This window comes from Shigella sp. FC1544 (genome assembly GCF_001722145.1).
Lineage (GTDB): Bacteria > Pseudomonadota > Gammaproteobacteria > Enterobacterales > Enterobacteriaceae > Escherichia > Escherichia coli.
The window spans coordinates 1-2,054 of the sequence record NZ_MECT01000245.1; the positions used below are offsets into that span (position 1 = coordinate 1).

General features: G+C 52.5%; 3 protein-coding genes and 3 pseudogenes. 5 read left to right on the forward strand and 1 reads right to left on the reverse strand.

The window, feature by feature from the left end; genetic code table 11:
• Nucleotides 1–797 (forward strand): IS5-like element ISSfl7 family transposase gene (locus BGK49_RS27015; RefSeq protein ID WP_114143100.1). Its coding sequence is split into 2 segments (ribosomal slippage), with 798 coding nucleotides annotated over them: nucleotides 1–295 and nucleotides 295–797; the frame shifts between segments, so codons are not numbered across the junction. This gene is flagged as partial in the annotation.
• A 94-nt stretch (nucleotides 798–891) separates the two neighbouring features.
• A pseudogene (locus tag BGK49_RS31075) lies at nucleotides 892–967 on the forward strand (hypothetical protein); the annotation flags it as partial.
• A 74-nt stretch (nucleotides 968–1,041) separates the two neighbouring features.
• On the opposite strand, the pseudogene BGK49_RS13330 reads toward BGK49_RS31075, so the two are convergent.
• Nucleotides 1,042–1,323: pseudogene (locus BGK49_RS13330) on the reverse strand (transposase domain-containing protein); the annotation flags it as partial.
• A 54-nt stretch (nucleotides 1,324–1,377) separates the two neighbouring features.
• On the opposite strand from BGK49_RS13330, the pseudogene BGK49_RS13335 reads away from it, so the two are divergent.
• The 3 genes and pseudogenes from BGK49_RS13335 to BGK49_RS31080 form a co-directional block, all read left to right on the forward strand.
• Nucleotides 1,378–1,632 (forward strand): annotated as a pseudogene (locus BGK49_RS13335) (transposase); the annotation flags it as partial.
• Nucleotides 1,633–1,739: 107 nt separating this feature from the next.
• Nucleotides 1,740–1,928, forward strand: a complete 189-nt coding sequence (locus BGK49_RS30445; protein ID WP_000957863.1) for a hypothetical protein — start codon at nucleotides 1,740–1,742, stop codon at nucleotides 1,926–1,928.
• 9 nt (nucleotides 1,929–1,937) lie between these two features.
• Nucleotides 1,938–2,054 (forward strand): hypothetical protein (locus BGK49_RS31080; RefSeq protein WP_241548056.1); only part of this gene is annotated, 117 nt, incomplete at its 3' end.

The following is a 2,054-nucleotide window of genomic DNA, read 5'->3' on the forward strand; positions in this document are numbered from 1 at the left end:
CTGTTACCTCCTGAACCCGCCACACCACGGGCCGGACGCCCATGGGCTGAGCACCGTAAAATCATCAATGGCATGTTCTGGGTGTTATGTTCCGGTGCACCATGGCGCGATTTACCCGAACGATATGGGGCATGGAAAACTGTTTATAACCGCTTTAACCGATGGTCAAAGTCAGGCGTGATTAATATTATTTTCAACAGGTTGCTTTCGCTACTTGATGCAAACGGCTTTATTGACTGGTCTGCCACCGCGCTGGATGGCAGTAATATCCGGGCGCTGAAATGTGCCGCCGGTGCTCAAAAAAACATCCCGATATCGACGGAGATAATGGCCCGGGTCGCTCTCGCGGCGGTTTTGGCACCAAAATCCATCTGGCAACAGACGGAAGTGGCCTCCCGTTAAATATCGTGCTAAGCCCCGGACAAGCTCATGAAAGCCAGTTCGCGCAACGACTTCTGGACGGGATTGGCGTTCAGCGTCAGAACGGCAGCATGAAACGCCGTGGACATGCGGTACTGGCTGATAAAGCGTATTCAGGGCGCGCATTGCGCAACGAGCTGAAAAATAACGGTATAAAGGCAGTAATCCCCCGAAAGTCAAATGAGAAAATGGCATCGGATGGACGTGCACAGCTTGATCGTGATGCGTACCGCAATCGTAATGTCGTTGAACGGTGCTTTGGGCGGCTGAAAGAATATCGCCGCATCGCCACGCGTTACGACAAAACGGCGAGAAATTACCTGGCGATGGTGAAACTGGGCTGCATCCGACTCTTTTATCAACGCTTACGTAATTAAGGGACACAACCTAGATCACTTAGAGGGAACTCAGCCCGGATTGTGCGATCTGATCAATCGCCAAATCAAAACAAATCACCAACCGGACTGAGCAATGCCGATCATAGCACCAATTTCCCGTGACGAACGATGCCTGATGGAGAAAGCCATCCATAAAACACATGATAAATCTATGTTCTGCGCTTTGATAATTTTGACGATGCCGTTGAGTGGTAAGCGCCCAGAGAAGTACGTAGCGGAAGGATTATTTTACAGCTGAGAAGTTCCAGGGCAGCAGTTCATGCACTCGGTTCGACGGCCAGTCATTGAGCTTCACGATCACTTCGCGCAACCAGTCCTCCGGCTCCACTCCGTTCAGTTTGCAGGTGACCAGCAGACTGTAGATAATCGCCGCGCTTTCTCCACCGTTGTCAGAACCGAAGAAGAGATAATTTTTTCTTCCAACCGCCACCGATCGCAGCGCGTTTTCACCGATGTTGTTGTCGATTTCCACCTGGCCATTACGACAGTACACGTTCAGGCTATCTGAACCGCCCCGGGAATCCTGGAGACTAAACTTCCTGAGAAAGAGGTAAACAGGATGACTAAAAATACTCGTTTTTCCCCCGAAGTCCGTCAACGGGCAGTCCGTATGGTTCTGGAAAGTCAGGGCGAATATGACTCACAATGGGCGACAATTTGTTCCATTGCTCCAAAGATTGGCTGTACGCCGGAGACTCTGCGTGTCTGGGTTCGCCAGCATGAGCGGGATACCGGGGGCGGTGATGGAGGGCTCACCACCGCTGAACGTCAGCGTCTGAAAGAGCTGGAGCGTGAAAATCGTGAACCACGGCAGCCTGACGGCTGCAAATTGAAAACCGCCCCTGTTCGTCCTGTTGTTGCCGCACGCTCCGCAGAATATGTATGCTCTGAGGACCTGTTTTATTAAGGACTCATCCTCTTATGTTGACCCGCAAAAGTATAGTTCCCGTTCTGCTCTCTGTTGGTGCTGAGAAGCTCTCACAACGTGAATGGGACTGGATGAAGATGCTCAAACCCATGGACCCACCACCTGCGATGGTCGCGGCCTCCATCCTGGAGCGCCGTGGCGACACAGCAGCCCTTACCCGGCTACAGGATACCGGGGGTTAATCCGTCCTCATGTTGTCCGCTTTTACTCCCCGATCGCTGAAACGCCTGTTCACAGCCAACCAGTGCTGGACGTCCTTCCTGGATGCGGGCGGTCTGCGCGATATCGGGGTTGAGGCTGTCACAAAA

What these genes read in the sequence shown, in the direction of transcription:
- BGK49_RS30445 (WP_000957863.1), top strand. Translation starts at nt 1,740, where the DNA reads ATGTTGACCCGCAAAAGTATAGTTCCCGTTCTGCTCTCTGTTGGTGCT.